Origin of the sequence: Buttiauxella gaviniae ATCC 51604, assembly GCF_001654835.1 — a bacterium.
Lineage (GTDB): Bacteria > Pseudomonadota > Gammaproteobacteria > Enterobacterales > Enterobacteriaceae > Buttiauxella > Buttiauxella gaviniae.
This window is the reverse complement of the sequence record NZ_LXEP01000005.1, coordinates 65,319-83,470: the sequence shown is the minus strand read 5'-3', so window position 1 is coordinate 83,470 and position 18,152 is coordinate 65,319. Positions and strand designations below refer to the sequence as shown.

At 51.9% G+C, this 18,152-nt stretch carries 13 protein-coding genes; 4 read left to right on the top strand and 9 right to left on the bottom strand.

The window, feature by feature from the left end; all coding sequences use genetic code 11:
- The 4 genes from M977_RS03685 to M977_RS03670 form a co-directional block, all read left to right on the top strand.
- Nucleotides 1-202, top strand: a 202-nt coding sequence (locus M977_RS03685) for a tail fiber assembly protein (protein ID WP_167351084.1), incomplete at its 5' end; no start/stop codon positions are given.
- Between the two features lie 32 nt (nt 203-234).
- On the top strand, nt 235-933 hold the full coding sequence (locus M977_RS03680) for a hypothetical protein (protein ID WP_064512280.1): 699 nt from the start codon (nt 235-237) through the stop codon (nt 931-933).
- On the top strand, nt 926-1,483 hold the full coding sequence (locus tag M977_RS03675) for a baseplate complex protein (protein ID WP_245163481.1): 558 nt from the start codon (nt 926-928) through the stop codon (nt 1,481-1,483). The genes M977_RS03680 and M977_RS03675 overlap by 8 nt, the downstream gene beginning before the upstream one ends.
- A complete protein-coding gene (locus M977_RS03670; protein ID WP_064512278.1) occupies nt 1,483-3,180 on the top strand; it encodes a phage baseplate assembly protein V in 1,698 nt (565 codons plus the stop codon). The genes M977_RS03675 and M977_RS03670 overlap by 1 nt, the downstream gene beginning before the upstream one ends.
- Nucleotides 3,181-3,724: 544 nt before the next feature.
- Here the strand turns inward: M977_RS03670 and M977_RS03665 are convergent.
- From M977_RS03665 to M977_RS03630, 9 genes are all read right to left on the bottom strand, one after another.
- Complete coding sequence (locus tag M977_RS03665) at nt 3,725-4,486, bottom strand: DUF2971 domain-containing protein (protein WP_064512276.1); 762 nt, start codon at nt 4,484-4,486, stop codon at nt 3,725-3,727.
- A 104-nt stretch (nt 4,487-4,590) separates the two neighbouring features.
- Entirely contained in the window at nt 4,591-4,752 is a 162-nt protein-coding gene (locus M977_RS25475) for a hypothetical protein (RefSeq protein WP_167351083.1), read from the bottom strand.
- A gap of 375 nt (nt 4,753-5,127) precedes the next feature.
- Nucleotides 5,128-6,474 (bottom strand): prephenate-dependent tRNA uridine(34) hydroxylase TrhP, encoded by a 1,347-nt coding sequence (trhP, locus tag M977_RS03660; protein ID WP_064512274.1) that lies wholly within the window; start codon nt 6,472-6,474, stop codon nt 5,128-5,130.
- A gap of 356 nt (nt 6,475-6,830) precedes the next feature.
- Nucleotides 6,831-7,553 (bottom strand): envelope stress response regulator BaeR, encoded by a 723-nt coding sequence (gene baeR, locus M977_RS03655; protein WP_064512272.1) that lies wholly within the window; start codon nt 7,551-7,553, stop codon nt 6,831-6,833.
- Complete coding sequence (gene baeS / locus M977_RS03650) at nt 7,550-8,944, bottom strand: envelope stress sensor histidine kinase BaeS (protein WP_064512270.1); 1,395 nt, start codon at nt 8,942-8,944, stop codon at nt 7,550-7,552. The genes baeR and baeS overlap by 4 nt, the downstream gene beginning before the upstream one ends.
- Entirely contained in the window at nt 8,941-10,356 is a 1,416-nt protein-coding gene (gene mdtD / locus M977_RS03645; protein WP_064512268.1) for an MFS transporter, read from the bottom strand. The genes baeS and mdtD overlap by 4 nt, the downstream gene beginning before the upstream one ends.
- Nucleotides 10,357-10,502: 146 nt before the next feature.
- The gene (mdtC, locus tag M977_RS03640; protein ID WP_064512265.1) at nt 10,503-13,583 is read right to left on the bottom strand and encodes a multidrug efflux RND transporter permease subunit MdtC; all 3,081 of its coding nucleotides are present in this window, start codon (nt 13,581-13,583) and stop codon (nt 10,503-10,505) included.
- Entirely contained in the window at nt 13,580-16,705 is a 3,126-nt protein-coding gene (locus M977_RS03635; protein ID WP_064512263.1) for an MdtB/MuxB family multidrug efflux RND transporter permease subunit, read from the bottom strand. Before M977_RS03635 ends, mdtC begins: the two co-directional genes overlap by 4 nt.
- Nucleotides 16,705-17,955 (bottom strand): MdtA/MuxA family multidrug efflux RND transporter periplasmic adaptor subunit, encoded by a 1,251-nt coding sequence (locus M977_RS03630; protein ID WP_064512261.1) that lies wholly within the window; start codon nt 17,953-17,955, stop codon nt 16,705-16,707. The genes M977_RS03635 and M977_RS03630 overlap by 1 nt, the downstream gene beginning before the upstream one ends.
- Between the last annotated feature and the right edge of the window lie 197 nt (nt 17,956-18,152).

The following is an 18,152-nucleotide window of genomic DNA, read 5'->3' as shown; positions in this document are numbered from 1 at the left end:
TGAGCTGGCACAACAGGTTAGAAATAATAGAGCGCTGTTGAAGGCTCGGGCAGATACAGAAATTGAATGGCGTCAGGATGCAGTCGATGCCGGGATTGCGACGAATGAAGAATTGCTCTCACTCTCTGAATGGAAAAAATATCGTGTGTTATTGATGCGAGTTGATGCATTTAAACCTGAGTGGCCCTCGCAGCCGGCATAGTAACTTTTAAAATATTCGCTATGGATAGTGATATGTGGAAACAATCTGAATTAAAAATACCTGCACAAATTAACCAACTAAAGTGCTCTGTTGTTTGTGCGCATCCATGGGTGCCAGAGTTGGGGCAGCATACCAAATCTGGAGGCTATATTAGCCCGCTGAACGCCATCAGTTATCTCGGTAAAAAAATGCTGGAAAATGGTGCGGGTACACACAATATCATCATGATGATTTGCGAAAATACGCACAGTGAACTGCTCTCATCTCTTGATGCTGTCTCGTCTGTCTTGCCCATGCCGGAGCTGAAGCAGGTGCGCCGGCTGGCACAGTCATTTGGTGAGCTGGAGCAGGTGAAAATGCAGCTGCCGGATGTGCTTTCTGCCTTACCTGACCCGATTACTGTAGCGACAGAAACGACACGGCAGGCATTGAACTCTGCGCGTATTGAGGCGGCAAAACTTGAAGCGGCAGCAGCTGCCAGTGTGAGTTCGATAACCACCGGGTTGGCGGGTTTTCTTCATGAGCGCACTGCAGCACTGGCAGACATCGCAAGCGCAATGACTGAATTGCAGGGGAAAACGGCGAAAGCGTGGTTTTTCAATATGAAGGGGCCGGCGCTGACAACAGCGGTGGAACTGGTAAAAAACCTGCCGCATCCGGATGCGGTACACACTGCAGCCATTCTTTTCACAGGAAGTGATTTGAGCGCACTGGAGGCAATGATTGGCTAACATCATTCTGGCTCTCGATGGCGAGGCCATCATCATGAAAAATCTGCGCGTCACGCTCGGGATGCAGTATCAGGATAAAGACCAGTCCGGGCAGACATCGAGCACCACTCGCGCAGAGCAGGGTATTAAAGCCAAAGAGCTGCAGGTAAGCGGGGTGATCCCTTTCTCTGAAGAAAAGACGCTGAAGCGTCTTTTTGCGCTGGCCAGTGCAACCACATCCGGCGGCGCTCTGGCGCTTTACCGTGTGGCCAACCTGACCGCTAATACGGTAGGCATTCGCCAGGTCAATTTTGCGGGCAAGCTGGAGGCGCAGGAACAGGATGGGAAAATGGCCTGGGGTGTCCAGTTTACGCTGCGTGAAAAACACAGTGTTCCGGAGAAACGCCAGGCGCGAAACGATTCCCGAAATGGAACTGCAGCGGCAAAACAATCAGCTCGCACCGGTGACGCAAGCAGCAGCGACGCGAAAGAAAGCGATCAGAAGCTAACGTGGTTTGAAAGCAAGGTATTGAACCCCGTCAATAATGCGCTTGGAAAGGTGGTGGATTAATGCGCCCGATTAAACGTCTTTATCTTTCTGGTGACGAAATTCCCCTGTCTGATGTCAATCTGGTAATGGAAATGTCATCAGGCGGTCGGGGTTTTATTACCGCCGTGACCAGTGATGATTACACCGGCAAACTGGTGCGCCTTGATATTGGATACCCGGATATGATGTATCGCTGGTTTACCGGGTATGTTGAGCGGTCGCAGCCGGCAGAGAACGGCAGCGCAAAACTGTTTGTACGGGAGCTGGCGGGTAAGCTTGATAAGCCAATTCCCTGCTCATTCCAGCACCCGACTTTACGCATCGTTACCGAATGGCTGGGAAACCATACTGGTTTGGCGTTTACGCTTCCTGCTAACGCCGACTACACCGACAGACCAATAGCCCATTTCACCCACGCCGGGACTGGCTGGCAGCTGTTGGCCATACTGGGGAAATCCTTCAGCATTCCTGATTATGTCTGGTATCAGCTGCCTGATGGTGACATGTTCACCGGCAGCTATGCGCACAGCTTACTGGCAAATAAGCAGGTCGATATTCCGCATGAGTTCAGCCAGGCATCAGCCGCCGGCGATACGATGACAATCCCGATGGTGCCGACACTGCGACCGGGGGCAATGGTCAATGGCCAGCGGGTAACGAAAGTCGGGCTGATGAACGATGACATGATGCTGACATGGACGCCGCTTGATGCCGCTGGCAACCCGTTAACCAAACCTCTGATACGCCGGCAACTGGAGGCCGTGTGTCCGGAGATTGCTGGCGGGCTGCATGTTCCCCGTGTTGCGCGGGTGATTGCGCATTCTGAGCCAGTGAGCAGCGGTAACATTGCTAACGAGTTTCGGCCACGCTATGCCGTGGATCTGCAGCTGCAGGACGCGGACGGCAACCCGGTAACAGATACACCGGTTTATAAAGCGGTCCAGGTGCCGGTGCCAATGGCTGGCCATGACAGCGGCATGTTCCAGTTCCCGCCGGTCGGAACGCTGGTTGAAGTGGCGTTCATGGATGGCCGGCCAGATAAACCCTTTATTCGCCAGACGCTACCTGACGGCAACAGCCTGCCGAATGTGAAACCCGGCGAGCAGCTGCAACAGCAACGTGAAGGCGTGGCAACGCGCGTCACCGTTGAGGGGCATATGCAGCGCACAACTGACCAGACGATTGCGGAATCATCTATGCACCGTGAGGTTAAGGCCGACACGGAAAGCCGCACAATCACGCAGCGTGATACGATTATCCACGCCGGTGATACAACCAAAGTGATGGGGCCCGCTAGGCTAATGGCCGGTGCGATTCAACAGGTCAGCACCGGTGATTACGCTATCGGCACCCAGGCAAACTACGTCGCGCATGTGGCGCAGGACGCCACGACAGAAGTCGGTGGCAATCAGTCAACTAAAGTCACCGGCAGTATCACCACAGAATGTGCGGCGCTGACTGAGAAGATAGCGGGATTGCGTAAGAGTGTTGCCGCCGGCGGGCAGCAGGTGATGGGGCCAACGGTTCATATAGGCAGTGAATCAGTGAACACCCTGCAGATGATGCTGGAAACTATCGACCTGATGCAGCAGGTAGCCACGCTCTGTGCTGCGCATACGCATCAGAACACTGGCGCACCGACGAATGCCGCCGACTTTACGACAGCGGCCACGGCTGCAACAGCAACAAAGAATAAATACAAAGGCTTCATTGCCTGACCTGCCAGCACCATGAGATAGCCCGCCGCGCGCGGGCTTTTTTATACCTCAAATACAGCCCCCAGAACGCACCACAGGCCACGCAAAAGCGCCACCATGTCAACGCATAGACACGAAAGGATCGTCACAGCAGCGGCCCGCAGAAACGCAGCCGCAGCCACCCACGGAACGAATCGCATCACGGAAACCGCGCTACACCGCACCCGCCTGCGCTCTTTGCGTCATAAAGTTTTTTCAGTTGGGGATTTGTGCAATTGACCCCCGCAGACCGCGCCAGTGCTGGGGATTCCGTGAGAAATGGCCATTGCACAGAATGTAATGAATTTCAGTGGATTTCAGTCTGTAGGATCTAAGGTAAACTATGTATTCATGCTAAGTAATTGAAAGTAATAAATAATATCTGTTTTTCGTGACTTTTTTAGGATCGTTTTTTTAATGCTACTTACTCATGAATAATTTGGTAGATTACGTATGCTTTGCTCAAATAATATCAGTATACATACTTGCCGATTGAAATAATTTTACAAAGAAAGCGCACGGAATCTTAACTTTGTACTTCTACAAATTTAAAAGTTTTGAACGCTAGAGTTAATGATGTTGTTTTACATCTTGATCCTATTTCTTTATTCATAACATCGATAGCCGCTTCAACCGCTTTTTTATTTGATTGAGTAATTCTTTCACCCATGAAGACTTTAGTAATTTGTAACCTGTTAAAAGGCTGGATACCATCATTTGGGCAATAAGCCCGAACTTCTTTCTCATAGCTCCATTGAGTACTTTTTACAAAAACTGGATTGAATCCATTTATGATTCCATCTTTATCGCAAAGTGGAAGCCTGTCATCTGAGTACACAACATGGATAGGCAATATTATTGGAGAGTTTGGGGATTGTTGTGCAATCTTACCCACTATCTGATCAGTGGCTTGCAACTCAATAACGCAACCTTCATGGTTATTTGCATAGTGCGCCCACATAGGAACTGAAAATGGATCTGTGCTGAAGCAAGTGATAGCGATACTTTTGGATAGAATTTCATGGATTACGCCTTTGCTGCCAGTTCTTTTTATAAGAGCACAGTTTTTTTGTGTTTTCTTTTTTGATGCATGATGAGTTATGGGAACCCTAGTAGCTAACCGTTTGAATAACTTGTCAGCACCACGTTCAGGCATGTACGGATAACAATCAAAAGGATCATTAAAATCTACAGGTTTCGTATATTTAAGAGTTCCTTCTGTAATAATTTTTAAACAGCCTTCAATACTTACGTACTTATAAAATTTTGTACACTTTTCTATCTTCATTACTGCTTTTCCAAATTTATCTCGAAACCAGACAAAGTCACTTTATCAATGAAAATTGTGAGACTATATTTCATCGCATCACTCTGTATATTTATAACAAAGTTTTATACATCAAGCTTGCGGCGCGGGCTGTAAATCGTATGGTTAACAACAATGAATTTCTTCTCCAACCATTGGGTGATTTGTGCTGGTTGGACACCCGTCAGGCGAGCAAAAGAAGCCTGATTACCGTTGTAGTACTTTTCTATGTATTCCATCAGAGGCATTTTTCAGCATTCCGTTTATCAATTTTCATGGTGATATAGTAAAACACTATATGAAAAATAAAATTTCAACAAATGAAACCACAAAAAAGCCTCACATTATGGCGAGGCTTTTGATTATTTTTTGCTGAAAATTTTCGATGCGTGGTCAATGCGTGGACACTGATTGAAATAAATCCTTTTATTTCATGTTGTTACCACCAAAAAAGAAGGCCTGCGGAAGGGAGATTCCACAGGCCAATGAGGTGGTTCTTGGTACAACTAGCATTTATGGGTTATGTTTTTCAGCCCGGCGATAATAACCGTATACAGCGAAGCGGTATGTGATCGGTTTCTAAGAAATGTTCTGGCGCGGAAAAAATACCCACAATGAGTGACTTAGCGCGCGTTCTGAGCAACTAAATTGCGCATCAGCAACGCATAATCCAGCGACACATCTTCTGGCACCGGCATCCATACAATATGGCCATCGCCAGGTGCGACTTCAATCGGCTGCGATTTGGTATTTTCCAGCACTTCAAGGGTGAAGGTGACGTTACCTTGTGGCGTCATTAATTCCAGACTGTCGCCGAGCAGGAATTTGTTCTTCACTTTCACTTCTGCCAGACCGCCACGGCGTTCACCGGTAAATTCACCGACAAATTGCTGACTTTCAGAAACCGAGTGGCTGTACTCGTAATTCTGATAAGAATCATGATTATGACGACGTAAGAAACCTTCGGTGTAGCCACGGTGTGCCAGACCTTCCAGCGTGGTCAGAAGCGTTGGGTCGAACGGTTTGCCTGCTGCGGCATCGTCGATTGCACGGCGATAAACCTGAGCGGTACGCGCACAGTAGTAATAGGATTTGGTGCGGCCTTCGATTTTCAGCGAGTGCACGCCCATTTTGGTCAGGCGCTCAACGTGTTCGATGGCGCGCAGATCTTTCGAGTTCATGATGTAGGTGCCGTGTTCGTCTTCGAACGCCGTCATGTATTCGCCAGGGCGTTTGCCTTCTTCCATCAAAAACACTTTATCGGTTGGTGCGCCCGCGCCCAGAGTCGGCTCAATGTTTTGTACCGGAATCGGCTCATGAAGATGCACGATATTGCCGACATCATCTTCTTTGCCTTCTTCAACTTTGTATTCCCAACGGCAGGCGTTGGTGCAGGTGCCCTGGTTCGGGTCACGCTTGTTGATGTAACCCGACAGCAGGCAGCGGCCAGAATAGGCCATGCACAATGCGCCATGAACGAAGATTTCCAGTTCCATATCCGGCACTTGTTCACGCACTTCAGCAATTTCTTCCAGCGACAGTTCGCGTGACAAAATCACGCGGGTCAGACCCATTTGTTTCCAGAACTTCACGGTTGCCCAGTTTACGGCATTGGCCTGCACTGACAGGTGAACGTCCATTTCCGGGAATGCTTCACGCACCATCATGATAAGACCAGGGTCAGACATGATCAGCGCATCCGGGCCCATATCGATAACCGGTTTCAGGTCACGGATAAAGGTTTTCAGCTTAGCGTTGTGTGGGGCAATGTTGACAACCACGTAGAATTTTTTGCCGAGCTCATGGGCTTCGTTGATGCCGAGCTGGAGGTTTTCGTGGTTGAATTCGTTATTGCGCACGCGCAGGCTGTAACGCGGCTGGCCAGCGTAGACAGCATCTGCGCCATAGGCGAAAGCGTAACGCATATTTTTCAGCGTTCCGGCCGGGGATAGAAGTTCTGGTTTAAACATGGGGTTCTCGTCTGATTTCAGGTCAGAACCACTCCACCCGTCATACTTCAAGTTGCTGGTGCGTTGGCGGCGTTCATTCACCCGAATCACTTACTTGAGTAAGCTCATCGGGATTTACTCTCTTGCCGCCTTCCCCCAACTCGAATTATTTAGGGTTCGATTAAGATGGAATGGTTTAAGGCACAGTTTTAGGGCGGGAATTGTAGCGCTAATGCTCTTCATACTTCAAGTTGCAGGGGCGTTGGCTGCGCTCACTTACCCGAATCACTTACATAAGTAAGCTCATCGGGATAAATTCCCTTGCCGCCTACCTGAAACTCGAATTATTTTGAGCATATTGATTCCAGAAACTACCTTTACGCAATTCGGCAGGCGTCGGCTTCCCAACGATAACCCACGCCGTAGACCGCACGGATAAACGACTGTTCTTCATCCAGCGCTTCGAGTTTGCGGCGCAGGTTTTTAATATGACTGTCGATAGTGCGGTCAGTCACTACGCGGTAATCATCATAAAGCTGGTTAAGCAGCTGTTCGCGGGAAAAGACTTTGCCCGGCTCGTGGGACAGCGTTTTCAGCAGGCGGAATTCAGCTGGTGTTAAATCCAAAAGTTTGTCGCGCCAGCTCGCCTGAAAACGACCTTCGTCGATGATTAACGGGCTGATTTCATCGGCTGCAACCGGATCGCGCTGGCGTTTGCAGCGGCGCAAAATGGTTTTGACGCGCGCTACCACTTCGCGTGGGCTATAAGGCTTGCAGATATAATCATCGGCACCAATTTCCAGGCCAAGCAGGCGGTCGATTTCCTCGATTTTAGCGGTCACCATGACAATCGGAATTTCAGAGAAACGACGAATTTCACGGCACAGCGTCAGGCCATCGGTGCCTGGCAGCATTAAATCGAGCAGGATCAAATCCGGCGGCGTCTGGCGCACGAAAGGCAGCACTTTGTCGCCATGGGTAATCAACTCTGGCGCATATCCCGCAGCACGTAAGTAATCAATTAACAGTTGGCCGAGCTTTGGCTCGTCTTCAACAATTAAAATACGCGGTGTGTTTTCGTCAATTGGCAATTCGGTCATACAGGTCTCAACGATTCTGGCTCCAGCGGTAACTCTACTGTAATGCTTACCCCGCCGAAAGGCGAATGCGAGGCGTAAAGCTTGCCGTTATGGGCGGCAACAATATTCTGGCAGATAGACAGACCAAGTCCTGAGCCGCCACTGGCGCGGTTGCGGGAACCTTCAGTGCGGTAGAAACGCTCAAACAGCATGGTGAGTTGTTCATCGCTGACACCCGGCGCGCTGTCGGCAAAGTGCATGACAAAACGTTGATTCACCACTTCGCCGGAGATAACCAGCTGGCCGCCCGCATCGGTGTAGCGCAGGCTGTTTTCCAACAGGTTATTGAATAACTGCATTAAACGATCGCTGTCACCGAAAATGGTGGCGCTATCTGGCAGCGCCAGGCTAATACTTAAACCACGTGAGTTAAAGCGTTCACGGAATGCTCCCGCCACAATTTCCAACAGGTTAATGATATCCAAAGATTGCTTCTGGTAGGCCAGTGCGCCTTCGTCAGACATCGACAATTGGTGCAGGTCATCAACCAGTTTGGTCAGTGTGGCGACTTCCATTTGCAATGACGCCACGGATTCGGGCGTGAATTTGCGCACGCCATCCTGAATGGCTTCCAGCTCGCCGCGTAAAATCGCCAGCGGGGTGCGCAATTCATGGGAAATATCCGCCATATAAGCGCGGCGCATGTTGTGGTTTTTCTCAAGCGTGCTGGCGAGCTGGTTAAAATCTTGTGCCAGTTTGCCGAGTTCGTCTTGGCTGGTGGAATCGACGCGGGTGCTGAAATCCCCGGCAGCCAGCTTATGTGTGCCTTCGACTAACCGCTTCACCGGAGCCAGCAAACCGCGCGCCAACAAAAACGTGGCAGCGGCGGCGAGAAGTGTCGCCAGGCCGACGATGATCCAACTGGTGCGCCGTTGTTGGCGGTCAAAATTAATATCGGTGTTGCGCGTCAGGCGCTCAACCGGCGAGGCGACAACCCAGCCCGCATCGCGTCCATTTGCCTTAATCGCCCGGCGCATACCGTCGGTCGGAACCGGGCCGCGTGGGCCAACTAGCACTTTGTAATCCTGGTCGACGACCCAGAATTGGGTGCGCCAACCGTGTGGCGGCAGGTTATGGTTTTCTTCATCGCCATGTTCGAACGAGCGTAGCAGCTTGAACATAAAGCGATCGTTATTGCGCAGAAACTGCCAGTTGCCGTGCTGCTCATACTGTTCGCCCAGCGCGTCACTTAGCATCTCGAGGCGTTGTTCATTGCCACGCTTGATGTAGTCAATAAACCCATGTTCGAAACTGAGCCGCACACCCCAATGCATGATTGCCAGCACCAGCAGGCAGGTCGAGAAAATCGCGAGGAACAGTTTGCCGGTAATACCAGGCCGCCAGAGCTTCATGAGCTCCTCCTTTTGCGTCGTGCAATCACGACATTTTTGGTGGTGTCTTTCGGGACGCGAGCAAAAATCAGCGCGGGCAGGGCGATAACCACCGCCATACTGAAATAGGTGTACATAAAGACGCTGTGGACTACGGCGCTATCCGCCGTCAATTGATGATGACCGTACATTCCCAGTAACAATCCGGCGATGGTGACACCGATACTCATTGAAAGCTGCATCACCATTGAGAGCATGCTGTTGCCGCCGCTTGCCAGATCGTCCGGTAAATCTTTCAGTGTCAGCGTGTTCATTGACGAGAAGCGCGTGGAGTTGACCATGCCAAGCAGGAACAAGACTACCGGCAGCAAGTAGTACCAACCCAGTAGTGCCGTCGCCATAAACAGCAAAATAACCAGTGATAAACCGAGCGTGGTGGCGACTAACACATTGCGATAGCCAAAACGGTTAACCACCTGCACCACAATACGTTTCATGCCCATGCTTCCCAATACCATTGGGATCATCATCAGGCCCGCATGGAATGGTGAAAAACCGAGGCCGATTTGCAGGAATACCGGCGTCATAAACGGGATCATGCCGCTGCCGATGCGCCCGCAAAAACTGCCTAACAGCCCGAGGGAAAAGGTCTGCGTCTTAAAAAGATTGAGATTGAATAGAGCGTTATCATTGGCTTTGGCGTGCCATAGGTAGAGCGCGATTGCTGCAGTACCTCCACCGACCAACAACCACACCGTGGATGGGCTCACGCCTAAACCTTTTGCGCCATCAAGTGCAATAGTCAGTGCCGCCATACCAAACGCCAAATAGACAAAGCCCATCATGTCGAATTTGCGCGTCTGCATGGTGTAGTTCGGCATCAGCCATAGCGTGGCGATGGCGCCGATAATGCCAACCGGCAGGTTAATCAGGAAGATCCAGTGCCATGAGGCATACTCCACCAGCACGCCGCCGAGTGCCGGGCCAAGCAGTGGGCCAATTTGCCCGGGCAAAGTGACGAAGGTCATCGCCGCCATATATTGTTCGCGCGGGACAATTTTCATCACTGTTAAGCGCCCGACGGGCACCATCATGGCCCCGCCAATCCCTTGCACCACTCGCGCCATCACTAGTTCGTTAAGCGTGGAGGCGTGCGCGCATAATAACGAGCCGATAGTAAACAGCACGATGGCGGTGAAAAAGATATTGCGCACGCCAACGCGGTCCGCCAGCCAGCCGCTCGCGGGCAACATCACCGCGACCGTCAACACATACGACACGATAACCGAGTGCATGTGTAACGGGCTTTCACCCAGGCTCGCCGCCATCGAAGGCAGGGCAGTGTTGACGATAGTGGTGTCGAGCGATTGCATGAAGAAGCCAAAGGCGACTATCCACAGTTGCCAGCGCACGGCGGCAGGCAGTTCAGTCATTTAAATATCCTTCATACTTGAAGCTGCAGCAGCGTTGCTGCGCTCTTTCGCCCAAATCACTTACTCAAGTAAGCTCATCGGGACTCATTCACTTGCGGCCTTGCTGCAACTCCAATTATTTTGGATATTCCAGTGCTATGGGATGATTAATCCGTTGTCGCAAGACGATCATTTTTACGCGCAAAGCGCATCCGCAGGCGGTCAAAGAACAGATATACCACCGGCGTGGTGTACAACGTCAGCAACTGGCTGACTACCAGACCTCCTACGATGGTGATCCCAAGCGGCTGGCGCAGTTCCGCACCGTCGCCGCTGGTGAGCACTAATGGCAATGCACCGAAAAGTGCGGCCAGCGTGGTCATCATAATCGGGCGAAAACGCAGCAAGCAGGCCTGGAAAATCGCCTCTTCCGGTTGCAGATTGCCGTTACGCTGCGCATCGATGGCGAAGTCGACCATCATGATGGCGTTTTTCTTCACGATACCAATCAGTAGCATGATGCCAATGAGCGCGATTAAGCTAAACGGCGCGCCAAATATTTCCAGGGCTAACAAAGCCCCAACGCCTGCAGAAGGCAGGGTGGAGAGGATTGTCAGCGGGTGAACGTAACTCTCATACAAAATCCCCAACACGATATACACCGTGGCGATGGCGGCAATAATCAGCAAAACCTGGGATTTCATGGTGTCCTGGAATACCTGCGCGGTTCCCGCGTACATCCCGCGCACGGTTGAAGGCACGCCTAATGCCGTCATAGTGCGGTCGATGGCGTCACTGGCTTCCGATAACGACACGCCAGTAGGCAAGTTAAATGACACGGTGGAGGCGGCTGATAACCCCTGATGGTTAACGGCAAGAGGCGCGTTTGCCGGTTGCCATTTGGCAAAATACGAAAGCGGGATGGCTTTGCCTTCTTTATTGATAACGAACATTTGGTCCAACGCGCTGATGTCCTGGGTGTAACGCGGGTCGACTTGCATCACCACTTTGTACTGGTTAAGCGGCTGGTAAATTGTCGAAATTTGCCGCTGGCCAAAGGCGTTATTTAACAGATTATTGGCATCTTGAACGCTTATGCCCAACCGTGACATGGTTTCACGGTCATAAATCAGATCCATTTCTGCGCCGTTATCCTGGCTATCGGAGTTCACATCAGCGAGCTGTGGCAGTTTGGCCAGCGCCTGGCGTATTTTCGGCTCCCAGGTGCGCAGATCGGCCAAATTATCCGACAGCAGCGTGTACTGATAACTGGCATTGGCCTGGCGTCCGCCGACACGAATATCCTGCACGGCCATTAAGAACAGGCTCGCACCGGGTTCTTTTGCCAGTGATTTACGTAAACGATCGATAACCTGTTGTGCCGTCTCTTTACGCTCAGAAAGCGGCTTTAATGAGATAAACATCATGCCGCTGTTGACCCGTGAACCACCGGTGAAGCCCGTTACATTGTCCACCGCCGGATCATCCCGGACGATTTTCATAAAGTCCTGTAACTTCCCACGCATCGCCTGAAATGAAATGCTTTGGTCGGCCTGAATGTTGCCCATCAAGCGCCCGGTGTCTTGCTCGGGGAAAAAGGTTTTTGGAATCGCTATATACAGCCAGATATTCAGTGCGATGGTTGCCAGCAGCACAACACCCACCAATTTCGTATGGTTTAGCACCCATTTCAGCGAACGCCCATAACCTTGTTGCATCGCGACAAGTACGCGTCCAAATCCACGGTTACGGGTTGGGGTATGCTGCGGTTTATTCTTTAATAACCAGCCACACATCATCGGTGTAAGCGTAATCGACACCACCAGTGAGATACCGATGGCGACTGAAAGCGTGACTGCAAATTCTTTAAACAGCCGGCCTGGCAAGCCACCCATTAATAGCAAAGGTAGGAAAACGGCGACCAACGACAGGCTCATCGACAACACGGTAAAACCAACTTCGCGTACGCCCTGAAGTGCTGCCTGCAATGGTTTCACGCCCGCTTCTAGATGGCGGGAGATATTCTCCAACACCACTATAGCGTCATCCACCACAAAACCGGTGGCGATGGTTAGCGCCATTAGCGACAGGTTATTGAGACTAAAGCCGCACAGGTACATAGCGATGAAGGTGCCGATGAGCGACACCGGAACAGCGACTGCGGGTATCAGTGTTGCGCGCCCGGAGCGCAGGAACAGGAACACCACCAGAATCACAAGTGCGACCGAGATAACCAACGACTGCTCGACTTCAGCAAGAGAGGCACGAATGGTTGGCGAGCGATCCTGGGCGATTTGCAAATCGATCGACGCAGGAATCGTTTCACGCAACTCAGGGATTTTCGCCCGGATCCTGTCAACCGTCTCGATGATGTTCGCTTCCTGGGATTTACGAATCATCAGCAAAATCGCGGGTTTCGCGTTGGTCATCCCGGCGTTACGCACGTCCTGTACTGAATCGGTGACGTTAGCGACATCACTCAGTTGTACCGCACCACCATTGTTGTAGTGAATGATTAACGGCTTATATTCCGCTGCGGCTTTCAGTTCATCGTTAGTCTGCAATTGCCAGCGCTTAGAACCATCTTCCACAGCACCTTGCGGACGGCGCACGTTAGCATTGTCGATAGCGGTGCGTACGGCATCGAGCGAAACGCCCTGGTTGAATAGTGCTTGCGGGTTGAGATCAACGCGCACCGCAGGCAGCGAACTGCCGCCGACATCTACATCGCCCACACCATCAATCTGCGAGACGGTCTGCGCCAATTGTGTGGAGGCGAAATCGTAGAGCTGGCCCTGAGAAAACGTATCGGAAGTCAGCGTCAGGATCATAATGGGTGCATCTGACGGGTTAGCTTTGCGATAGGTCGGGCGGCTTGGCATTCCGCTTGGCAGCAGGCTTTGCGCGGCGTTTATCGCGGCTTGCACATCACGTGCTGCTCCGTTGATATCGCGGTCAAAAGTAAATTCCAGAATGATACGCGTGCTGCCAAGTGAACTCGACGAGGTCATCTCATTCACGCCAGCAATACGCCCGAGCGCCCGTTCAAGTGGTGTTGCCACTGACGATGCCATGGTTTCAGGTGAGGCACCCGGCAGTGAAGCGCTGACCATAATAACTGGGAAATCCACCTGTGGCAGCGGAGCCACAGGCAGCAGGCGAAAGCCCAACACGCCGCACAATGTGATGGCGGCGGTCAGCAGAATGGTGGCGACGGGCCGGTAGATGAACAGTGCAAAGAATTTCACAGCACTTCCTCATCACCACGACCAAAGCGGCGGCGCACCGCATGCGACAGGTTATCGAACAGCAAATAGATAACCGGCGTGGTAAACAGCGTTAATACCTGGCTCACCAGCAGACCACCGACCATGCCAATCCCCAGCGGGCGGCGCAGCTCCGCACCCACACCGGTTGAGAGCATCAACGGCAATGCACCTAGCAGGGCGGCGAGAGTCGTCATTAGAATCGGACGGAAACGCAGTAAACAGGCCTGGTAAATCGCATCGTACGGTTTCATGCCTTGCTCACGCTCCGCCGCGAGGGCGAAGTCGATCATCATGATGGCGTTTTTCTTCACGATCCCGATAAGCAAAATGATGCCGATGATGGCAATCACATCCAGTTCGGCTCCTGCTAGCATCAACGCGAGTAATGCGCCTACGCCCGCAGTTGGCAGTGTCGACAGGATAGTTATCGGGTGAATAAAGCTTTCGTATAACACGCCCAGCACGATGTACATCGCCACCACTGAGGCCACGATCAGCCAGATGGTGCTACCTAATGCCGCCTGGAAGGCGAGGGTGCTGCCCTGGAACTGCGTGGTGATATCAGCAGGCATGGCGAGATCTTTTTCCGCCGCTGTAATCGCTTTAACCGCATCTTCCAGCGAATGATCTTGAGTGACGTTAAACGAGAATGTACTCGACGGGAACTGATCGAGATGGTTTATCGTCAACGGGGCAAAACGCTGCTCGATTTTAGCAATGCTACTTAACGGCACGCTGCCGCCATCAGTACTAGCAAGGCGAATATTATCCAACCCGCTCAGGCCAGGAGTGGTGCTGGTATCGTGCTCAAGCACCACGCGATACTGGTTGGCCTGCGTATAAATAGTGGAAATCAGGCGCTGACCAAATGCGTTATAGAGCGCGTTATCGACATCTGACATGGAGATACCAAGGCGGCTGGCACTGGCCCGGTCAACATTCACATAGGCCACAAGCCCTTGATCCTGCCAGTCGCTGCTGACATCAGCCAGTTGCGGCAATGCTCGCAATTTTTCAGTTAATTGCGGCACCCAAGTGCTCAGTTCGTCGAGTGAGGTTGTCTGCAAGGTGAACTGATACTGCGTACGGCTAACTGTGGTATCAATGGTTAAGTCTTGCACCGGTTGCAGATAAAGCTCGACCCCCGGCACTTTTGCCACGTTAGTTTGCAAACGCTCAATCACCACCGGAATACGGTCGTCACGGTCGCTTAATGGTTTGAGGTTAATTTGCAAACGTGCACTGTTCAGAGACGGATTGGTACCATCCACTCCTATAAATGAGGTCAGGCTTTCTACCGCAGGATCTTTCATTATCACATCTGCAACCTGCTGTTGGCGCTGCGCCATGCTGGCAAAGGAGACCGATTGCGGTGCCTGCAAAGTACCCTGAATAATGCCGTTATCCTGAATCGGGAAGAACCCCTTCGGGATGAAAATCCACAGTACAACGGTGAGTGCCAGGGTGCCAAAAGCGACTCCCAGCGTTAGCCACGGGTGGTTTAATACGCGGGTTAACATGCGCCCATAACCGGCAATTACGTGATCGAAGAAGCGCTCACTGGCGCGGGAGAAACGGTTCTGTTTACGCAGTGATTCGTGGCTTAACATCCGTGCGCACATCATTGGTGTCAACGTCAGCGACACCACCGCCGATATCAGAATCGCAATAGCCAGCGTGACGGCAAATTCCCGGAATAAGCGGCCCACAATATCGCCCATAAACAGCAGTGGGATCAGTACTGCGATCAGCGAAAATGTCAGGGAAATAATGGTGAAACCAATTTCACCGGCACCTTTTAGCGAGGCGGCCAGTGGTTTTTCGCCTTTTTCGATATAACGCGAGATGTTCTCGATAACCACGATCGCATCATCGACTACAAAACCGGTAGCGATGGTTAACGCCATCAGCGTCAGGTTGTTTATTGAGAAGTCGAGAAACACCATCACCGCAAAAGTCCCGATCAACGACAGTGGCACAGCAACTGCCGGGATAATGGTCGCCGGAACGTTACGCAGAAACAGGTAGATAATCATGACAACCAGCGCGATGGCGAGCATCAGCTCATGCTGGGTGTCGGTAACGGAGGCGCGGATGTTGGTTGTGCGGTCGCTGAGCAGTTTGACTTCAACCGATTTCGGCAGGCTTTTGGTTAGCGCGGGCAACATCGCTCGAATGCTGTCGGCGGTGTCGATAATATTCGCCCCCGGCTGGCGCTGCACGTTCATCACTATCGCCGGTTGCTTGTTCGCCCACGCGCCAAGCCAGGTGTTTTCTGCCCCTTGCTCAACGGTTGCCACATCGCCAAGACGAATTGGAGCACCGTTCTGATAAGCAATGATCAGGTTGCGATACTCTTCAGCCGACTGCATTTGGTCGTTTGCTGAAAGCGTAACGGCGCGCTCCGGGCCATCCAGACTGCCTTTTGCTGAGTTAACGTTGGCGCTGGTAATTGCTGTGCGCACGGTTTCGCTGGTCAAGCCAAGTGCGGCAATCGCCGGGGCGTTAAGTTTCACGCGCACCGCCGGGCGCTGGCCGCCGGAAAGCGTCACCAGACCAACACCGGAAACCTGGGAGATTTTCTGTGCCACGCGCGTTTCTACCATGTCTTCGACTTGGGTCATCGGCATGGCAGTTGAGGTGACAGCGAGAGTCATAATTGGTGGATCCGCTGGGTTTACTTTGCTGTAAACCGGCGGATTCGGCAGGTCGGTTGGCAACAGGTTTGTGGCGGCGTTAATCGCGGCTTGTACTTCCTGTTCGGCAACATCCAGTGGCAACGTGAGTTGGAATTGCAATGTTACTACCGATGCCCCACCGGCACTTTGTGATGACATCTGTTTGAGGCCCGACATCTGGCCAAACTGGCGCTCAAGAGGCGCGGTAATTGCTGATGTCACTACATCCGGGCTGGCTCCAGGGTAAAGCGTTACCACCTGAATTGTAGGGTAATCCACTTCGGGTAATGCAGACACAGGCAAGAAGCGATAGCCAATAATCCCGGCCAGCAAAATGGCCACCATCAAAAGTGTGGTGGCAACTGGCCGTAGGATAAACAGGCGCGATGGGCCACCTGTGGAGCTCGGTGGTAACACCTGCATCAGGAGGTCGCTCCGTTACGTTTGTGTTTTGGTGCGGCTTCGGTGTTGCTCTGCGGAGAGCTTGATTTCGCTGATTGTGCCTCGACAACTTCCACTTTCGCCCCTTCAGTCAGGCGATCAATTCCGTCCGTTATCACTCGTTCACCTGCAGAAAGGCCCGCGGTGATAACGACTTTCTGGCTATCCTGAATGCCGGTAGTCACCAGGTGTTTGCTGACTTTATCTTCGCTATTGAGCACCCAGACAAAGCTGCCTTCATTGCCCATTTGTACCGCAGCAGTGGGAACAACCACGGCATCTTGTTGGGTATCCACCAGCATGCGTGCGTTAACAAACTGGTTTGGGAACAGTGCATCGTCTTCATTATTAAAGCGGGCTTTGAGTTTGATGGTGCCAGTGGTGACATCAATCTGGTTATCCAGACTTAGCAGTGAGCCGCTGCTGAGCTTTTGCTTATTAGTACGATCCCAGGCTTCAACACTCAGCGTTGCTCCTGCCTTTTGCGCTTTAACCACGGTCGCTATATCACCTTCAGGCAGGGTAAAGATCAGGTCGATAGGATGTGTTTGGGTCAGCACTACAATCCCGGCGGTATCACTGCTGGAAATCTGATTGCCAACATCGACCTGTTTTAACCCCACGCGGCCATCGATTGGTGCGGTGATTCGGCTCCAGTCGAGCTGCAACTGAGCGCTGGCAACGGCGGCTTCATCAGCTTTAATCGTGCCGACAGATTCATTGACTAATGCTTGTTGCGCGTCTAATTCCTGACGTGACACGAGATTGGTTTTAACCAGTTGTTGATAACGCGCCAGGTCACGGCGTGCATTGGCAAGTGTTGCCTGATCTTTTGCTAACTGGCCCTGTGCCTGGGCAAGGGTGATTTTGAACTGGCTTGGATCGATTTCAGCCAGTAAATCACCTGCTTTTACCTGCTGCCCTTCCTGGAAGTGAATCGCCAGTAATTGCCCATCCACGCGGCTGCGCACAGTAACGGTGTTCGCGGCAGTGATAGTGCCAAGACCTGTGAGATAACGCGGTACAGATTCACTGGTCGCCGTTGCGGCCTGAACCGGCGCTAATGCACCGCCGCGCATCCCTTGGCGATTGGCGGCATGGCGCTGCTGAGTTGATTGCGAACCTGCGGTGTCGTTACCCGTGCTCGAATGGCGCCAGTAAAAAATGGCGGCGATAACGACAATGACTGCTGCTGCAATCCATAACCCACGTGCGGTGAATGTGCCTTTCATAGATTTACGTCTTCTCTTCCTGAAACGATTATCCCCGTCGTACTCAGGGGTTAGGCCTAATGATACTAGTGTAGTGAGTTAAGGCGGCGGAAAAATGGAGGAAATATGGAGTACTGTATGGATAAGTCTGAGATGGCGGTTTTTTACGAGGCGGCTCGTAAGGTTATGGTCGTTAAGTAGCCAGCCGGGTAACCATT

Coding starts and splice junctions, on each gene's coding strand:
- baeR (WP_064512272.1), bottom strand. CDS start 7,553: ATGACCGAATTGCCAATTGACGAAAACACACCGCGTATTTTAATTGTT.
- M977_RS03680 (WP_064512280.1), top strand. CDS start 235: ATGTGGAAACAATCTGAATTAAAAATACCTGCACAAATTAACCAACTA.
- baeS (WP_064512270.1), bottom strand. CDS start 8,944: ATGAAGCTCTGGCGGCCTGGTATTACCGGCAAACTGTTCCTCGCGATT.
- M977_RS25475 (WP_167351083.1), bottom strand. CDS start 4,752: ATGCCTCTGATGGAATACATAGAAAAGTACTACAACGGTAATCAGGCT.
- trhP (WP_064512274.1), bottom strand. CDS start 6,474: ATGTTTAAACCAGAACTTCTATCCCCGGCCGGAACGCTGAAAAATATG.
- M977_RS03670 (WP_064512278.1), top strand. CDS start 1,483: ATGCGCCCGATTAAACGTCTTTATCTTTCTGGTGACGAAATTCCCCTG.
- M977_RS03665 (WP_064512276.1), bottom strand. CDS start 4,486: ATGAAGATAGAAAAGTGTACAAAATTTTATAAGTACGTAAGTATTGAA.
- M977_RS03630 (WP_064512261.1), bottom strand. CDS start 17,955: ATGAAAGGCACATTCACCGCACGTGGGTTATGGATTGCAGCAGCAGTC.
- M977_RS03635 (WP_064512263.1), bottom strand. CDS start 16,705: ATGCAGGTGTTACCACCGAGCTCCACAGGTGGCCCATCGCGCCTGTTT.
- mdtD (WP_064512268.1), bottom strand. CDS start 10,356: ATGACTGAACTGCCTGCCGCCGTGCGCTGGCAACTGTGGATAGTCGCC.